At 61.4% G+C, this 5961-nt stretch carries 3 protein-coding genes; 1 reads left to right on the top strand and 2 read right to left on the bottom strand.

All coding sequences use genetic code 11. From position 1 onward, the window contains the following. Positions 1–132: 132 nt before the first annotated feature. Both LAN64_20320 and LAN64_20315 read right to left on the bottom strand, forming a co-directional pair. Entirely contained in the window at positions 133–2370 is a 2238-nt protein-coding gene (locus LAN64_20320; GenBank protein MBZ5570172.1) for an APC family permease, read from the bottom strand. A gap of 268 nt (positions 2371–2638) precedes the next feature. Further along, positions 2639–3931 carry a cyclopropane-fatty-acyl-phospholipid synthase family protein gene (locus tag LAN64_20315; protein ID MBZ5570171.1) on the bottom strand — a complete coding sequence of 431 codons (1293 nt, stop codon included), beginning with the start codon at positions 3929–3931 and terminating at the stop codon, positions 2639–2641. Positions 3932–4237: 306 nt separating this feature from the next. On the opposite strand from LAN64_20315, the gene LAN64_20310 reads away from it, so the two are divergent. Beyond that, positions 4238–5961: FAD-dependent oxidoreductase (locus LAN64_20310; GenBank protein MBZ5570170.1), on the top strand; the 1724-nt coding region annotated here is incomplete at its 3' end.

Here is a 5961-nt window from a genome sequence, read left to right as displayed (position 1 = left end):
CCCGCGCCGGGAAGATCGGAATCGGCCGTGCAGAAGTGGAATCTCGATGTCCCGCGCGAAAAACTTGGCGAACTCACGCAACCGAGTACGCCGCTGCCCGTGCCGAAATTCAGCTACTTACACCACGGGCTGCTAGGGGCGCCGCGCACGTCGATCCCTGATCTCTTGCAGGTGCCGCTTGAGTTTTTCTATGATTTCCGTTTCCTTTCCTGCCGCCAATTCACGCTCGATTTCTGCCAGGGCAAAATGCACAACATCGTGATGATGCAAATCCTCTGGGCCAACCTCGTCACTGAATCGCAGCCAAAGGCGGTGCAACACATCAATCTCCTTGGGCGTCAGGTGCGGAGTGTGGGGCCCGAGGTAAAACACCTCTCGTTGCGCCGGCGGGATAAATACCTCGAAGATGGCGCGCCGTTTAGGAGTCGGAAGCCGCTCCCATGCCAGGCCCGCCCGCCTGGCTTCTTCTCGCGGTGACATGGTCACCGAGGGGCCGACCACGATCATGGCCGACTGCAGGCTCTGTGCGGCACGCACCATGCCATCCCAGAGCCGGTTGGCTGCCATTAAGGCCAAGTGGATGGTTTTCCCATGCTTCTCCGCGAGCGCCAGTACTCGCGTGAATAACACTTGTTCATTGGCGGTAAAGAGTTGTTCCGGAATGATTCCGCGGTCGCCCGACGCGCCTGCTTCCAGCACTCGAATCTGCAGCGCCACAATGTCGTGGTGCTCCGGCCGGACACGTTCCAGCACCGATTCCAGATGATCCAGACGCCGGTAGTTGTGGATCATGACCAGAACGTTGCCCGGCCGCGCGCCGACCGCCTGGTTGGTCAACTCCTCGGCGCCAGCAAGGTGGAACTGGTCCAAATCCTCGTGGGCCGCGGCCCGCCAGCGCGTGATGCGCTCGGACGCGGTAAATAGCGCAAAGAAGACCGCAGTAAAGGTCAGACCCATAACCGTAGCCATGGACTTGGTGAACAGATTCACGATGGCGATAGCCAGCAGCGAGAGAGTGATCAGCCCGAGACCGACGGGGATGTGAATCCGGCCCCAATCGAGGTTCAGCGGCACCCGGTACTCCCGCCGTACCGGGTATCGATAGCGCAGCACCAGCACCGCCAATGCTTCCATCGTGAAACTCCAGATGACACCAAAGGCGTAGGCCTCGCCCAGTAAGAAAACATCTCCTCGGCTGAGCACGATGGCGACGATCTGAAGGGAAGCAATGATGTTGATAATTCGGTAGGATGTGCCAAAGCGCTGGTGCGGCTGGCGGAACCAGGCGGCGAGGACCCCGTCTTCCGACACCCGGTTCAGCACTCCATTGGAGCCCACGATCGCGGTGTTCACCGCACCGGAAAGAATCAGCACTCCCACCAGCACTACAAAGGCGTGGAAGACCAGTCTGAGCTGCAAGGGCCCGACCACGTGCATCGCCAATCCGCCGATCAGGTTGTCGAGGAAATCCTTGCGCGCGGTATCGGGGATGATCATGACGGCGAAGAAAGAGACCAGCGAAGTGAGGATCAGGCTGTAGATGAAAATCAGGAATGCCGCTTTCTTCAGGTTCAAGAGCTTGGGGTGCTCGATTTCCCGATACGTCTGGGCCAGAGTCTCCTCACCACTCATGGCCAGCACGGAGTGACCCAAAGCGATCAAGATGCCCAGCAAGCCAAAGCTCTGTGCCAAGCCGGTTCCGCGCAACCAGCCCAGGGCATCAGGGGCAAAGTGCAGGTTGGCGGGTCGCGGCCAAGGCGGCAGGTGCCCCCCGCGCAACCACAAGGTCAGACCGCACCATGCCATCAGCAGCACGACCATAACCGTAGTCAGTTGCATGATGCGCAGCGCCTTCTGGCTGGAGGTAGAGATGCCTTTAACGTTCTGCCACCAGAAATACAGGGTGGCAACGACCGCGAATGCAGCGGCGACAAAATTCGCAGGCAGGACGATGCCGAGGTGCCCGTACCGGAACAGGTCGTTGACAAAGCCCACCAGATAATGTCCTGCGGAAACGGCGCTGATCGGTCCCGTGAGCACGAAATCGAATAACAGCGCCGACACAGCAACTTTGGCCACCGTGCCACCCATCGCCTTTTTAATGACGGGATACACGCCGCCGCGGACGAACATACTGCAGCTCTCGATGTAGGTAGAGCGCACGGCGTAGGAGAACAACATGATGGCGAAGATGAACCATGGCGCGGCCTTGCCGACGGCTTGTTCGGCTATGCCGCCGGCGTAGTAGGCCGAAGAACCGAGATCGCTCAGAACAATGGCCGCTACTCGCCAAAACGAGATAAAGCTGAGCATGGCCGTTGTGGCCACAACTACGCGCGGTAAAGGGGAGGTCGCCGTTTTGGCAGGCATGGATACAGGGTAATCGCTTTTATTGGAATTTTCGGGTGTGAGCCATGCAATCGCATTCCGCAAGCTGGTTACTTGCCCGGGACCCACGTTGATTCCGCCGCATGCCAGTATCCGGCGGCCGATAGCCCAATCCAGCCCGGATCAAGAGGTGCGTCTAGAAGTAAGGTGCCGACTCCCCCAGGGGCTAGTCTAAAGCCCGCATTATTCGCGGTTCTGGGCGGCACGGCTGAAGCCGTGCCCTGCCCAAAAACCATTCCTGAGATAGCTTCTATTCCCGATACCAGTCATCGCGGGCCAGGGGAAGCCGGCTGTCGCCGTGCTCAGGTTTTGCCAGCAGTGTCTGATAGATATTCACCCTGCCGCTCGCGAAACGATGCGCCGAGCCTGCCATGTATAGTCTCCAGATGCGATAGGTGCTGTCGTTGGTGATTCGGCGAGCTTGCTCAGCATGCTCCTCCAGTCTGTGCACCCACCGTTTCAGAGTCAACGTGTAATGCTCGCGCAGGCTCTCCACATCCCTCACCTCGAAGCCGCCGATTTCCGCGGCGCGCAAACTCTCGTTGATGGGCGCTAACTCGCCATCCGGAAACACGTAGGTGTCGGAAAACGAAGGCTTGGGCAGAGGCCATGTCGCCGAGTAGGCGATCCCGTGGTTCAGGAATACGCCGCCGGGCTTGAGTAGCTGCCAGGCGCGTGCGAAGTATTCCGGCAGCAGTTTCTTGCCCACGTGTTCAAACATGCCGACGCTGGCAATCTTGTCAAACTGTTCCCTGCCCTCGAGGTCACGATAGTCGCGCAGCTCGACGTGGCACCGGGTGGTGGCCAGCCCGGACGCGCGAATCCGCTCCCCGGCCACCTCCGCCTGCCGGGCGCTGAGAGTGATTCCCAACGCATCCACGCCATAGTGCTCCGCCGCGTGCAGGACGAGAGCACCCCAGCCGCAGCCGATATCCAGCAGGCGTTCACCCCGGCACAGCCGCAGCTTTCGGCAGATATAGTCCAGCTTGCGCACCTGCGCTGCCTCCAGATCATCTTGAGGCGTTTGGAAATAGGCGCAGGAATACACCAGCCGCGGATCGAGCCAGAGGGCGTAGAACTCGGTGGGCAGGTCGTAATGATAGCGGATCGCCTCCCGATCGCGCTCTTTGGAATGGAGCCACCCATGCAGGCGGAGCGCCGGGCGAAGGAGTCGCAAGCGGCCGCCGGCCGGCAATCTGCGTAAGAGCGCTGCGATGCGAAGACGGTCTGCCAGGGGAAATTCCTGCCGAAAAAGAGAGTCGCCGAATTCCAGGGCAGTGCCGATGTCGCCCTTGATATCGAATTCATCGCAGACGTAGGCCTCGCCCAGCGCCTGCTCATTCGGACAATCGCACATCCGCCGCACCACGTCGGGATGTTTGATGACGAGAGTGCAGCGCGGTTGGCCGGCGCCGCACGCGCTTCCGTCCCACAATCGGACTTGCAAGTCGCCTTTGCCGTATCGCGCGAGAAGAGTATCGAAGAGCTCGATTGCGGCATGGGCCGGAACTTCTCTGACGGCATTTTCGGCCAACGCGCCCATGAATATCACCTCCTCGGCGGTCTCGAGGTGCAGGTCATGTTGCCATGGAACGATCTTGCAGCAGGATCCGGCCGAGTACAACTTTTCAGCGGGCGCCGGTCGCCGAAATCCCGAATTGGCACAGAATGCCAGGGAGGGCTTCAAGATTCAAGCTCGCTGCTCCACGCCGCCGGGCCGGGGATCGACGCGAAAGGCAGATTGCAACGGTCGAAGGATGTCCGGTCTGGGTGTGACTTACGTCATAGACGGGGTTCGATCCAAGGTGCACTCTCTTCTCCTCATTCACATTCTTCTTAGGCGGGACCGTTGGACCAGCAGCAATACCAGGTCCGATTCGCAGACCGGGAGTATTGGCGCGAACAGATCAAATGCCAGTACGCGTGTCCGGTCCACACCGATGCGCGCGGTTATGTGCGGGCCATCGCGTCGGGAGAGTATGAAGACGCCTACCTGATCGCTCGCGGTCCGAACCCTCTGGCCTCCATCTGCGGGCGCATCTGCGGGGCACCCTGCGAGGCGGCCTGCCGGCGGGGCAGCATCGACCAGCCCATCTCCATCCGCGCGCTCAAGCGGTTCGTGTGTGAAAAGTTCGGCTGCGAATCCCGGGCCGATGCCGGCAAAGAGCTGTTCCCGTACCTAAAAAGCGAGAGCGCCGATCGTCAGTGCGACGATCTCGACGAACTCCGTCACCTTCTCGATTTCCTCGCCAACGCAGACTTTCCCCAGCCCACGGGAGAGCGCATCGCGATCATCGGCTGCGGGCCTGCCGGCCTGGCTGCCGGGCACGATCTCGCGCTGATGGGCTTTCGTCCAACCATCTTCGAAATGGATCCCATACCTGCAGGCATGCTGGCTACCGGGGTGCCGGGCTATCGTCTGCCGCGCAAACTGATCGAAGCCGAAGTGGCGGTGATCCAGGCCATGGGCGTGGAGATCCGCTGCAGTACCCAGGTGGGAAAGGACGTGAGTTTTGCCGACCTGCGGCGCGACTTCGCGGCGGTTGTGATTGCCTGCGGCGCCAAACGCTCGCGTGCGTTGCCCATCCCGAACGCGGAAGCGATTGGGGTGATGGGGGGCGTGGATTTTCTCCGCGACGTGGCCCTGGGCAAGAAGGTGGAGTTGGGCCAGCGCGTGATCGTGGTGGGCGGTGGCAACGTCGCCTACGACGTGGCGCGCACGGTGCTGCGCCAGGAAGAGTACGACGTCTCCCGCACCGCGGCCCGCATGGCGGGCGTACGCCAGGTGAATCTGGTCTGCCTGGAATCGCTGGAAGAGATGCCGGCGGACACGGTGGAGATCGTCGAGGGACAGGAAGAGGGCATCCTTCGGCACAACAGTTGGGGGCCGAAGGAAATCCTGGTGCGGGAGAGCAACGGGCAGAAGTTCGTGCGGGGCGTGCGGTTTGTGCGCTGCGTCCAGGTCTATGACCAGAACAAGCGATTCGCCCCCAAGTTCGACGAGAGTGTCACCACCGAAATCGAGGGCGACACGGTCCTGCTGTCGGTCGGGCAATCGGCGGACCTGAGCTTCCTCGATGCGGAGCGCGACGGCATCCAGATGCGCTCCCCGCAGCAGATCGTGAACGATCCCGCGACCTGTGCCACCTCCGCGCCGGGGATCTTCATCGCCGGTGACATCGCCTACGGACCGCGGCTGATGATTCATGCCATTGCCAGCGGCAAGCAGGCCGCGCGCTCCATCTACCGGCATCTGCGAGGCCGGGAGATCGCGCCGGAGGAAGTGCAGTTCCACGCTCCTCTCGAGCATTATCAGCGGGAAAAGCACTACGAACGCCGCGCTCGCCTGGCCATTCCCACCCGTTCCGCGGAAGAGCGGCTGAAGGACCCGTCGGCGCTGGTGGAGATCGGCTACAACGAAGAGGAGGCGCGCGCCGAGGCCGGACGCTGTCTGGATTGCGGCATCAACACCATCTTCGACGGCGAGCGCTGCATCCTGTGCGGCGGATGCGTCGATGTCTGTCCGACGGTGTGCCTGAAGCTGGTGTCTTTCGATCGCATCGCGCCCACGCC

The organism is Terriglobia bacterium, assembly GCA_020073185.1.
GTDB lineage: Bacteria > Acidobacteriota > Terriglobia > Terriglobales > Acidobacteriaceae > JAIQGF01.
The sequence above is the reverse complement of the archived record's forward strand: the minus strand, read 5'-3'. Positions and strand labels throughout refer to the sequence as shown.